Annotated in this window: 1 protein-coding gene; it reads right to left on the reverse strand. The window is 39.0% G+C overall.

Going from position 1 to position 515, the window contains the following annotated elements:
* Nucleotides 1-64: 64 nt before the first annotated feature.
* A complete protein-coding gene (locus tag IDZ20_RS04830; protein ID WP_188150305.1) occupies nucleotides 65-424 on the reverse strand; it encodes a hypothetical protein in 360 nt (119 codons plus the stop codon).
* Nucleotides 425-515 lie beyond the last annotated feature (91 nt).

The following is a 515-nucleotide window of genomic DNA, read 5'->3' on the forward strand; positions in this document are numbered from 1 at the left end:
GTGGCGTAGCCACCCCAAAACGGAGCGTAGCAATAAATGTCCCTACGATAGCTTTGTTATGCATTTAGAAAATAAGTTTCCTTGTCTTAATAATCGAGAAGCCACTATCTGAAAACTTAATTATATATTCTATACTTCCATTCGAATAACATACACAAACGCGATAATATTCTTCAGCTACGTGATCAACGAGGATGCTAGCTTTTTTATTAAACTCAATAATTTTTTTCAGGTCTTCTATATCTTTCTTCGTTAAATCTACAGCATCATTATGGAGAGTAATATTCTCTACCGTTCTTGCACGATTCTCGCCAGAAATAGCCTCGCGCACATCACCGTAGCTCCCCCAAGTTAATTCCAGGGGATCTATATCGGCATTACATATACCACTAAATGCTGCTAGAAATATAAGTACTTTATTCATGTGATTGCATAACGCCAAGCTCACCTGCGATTTTTGCTGTGAGCGTTTGTGTAAAATGGAGCTGCGCGACATACACAAACGAGCGCAGCAA

This window comes from Teredinibacter waterburyi, assembly GCF_001922985.1.
Classification (GTDB): Bacteria; Pseudomonadota; Gammaproteobacteria; order Pseudomonadales; family Cellvibrionaceae; genus Teredinibacter; species Teredinibacter waterburyi.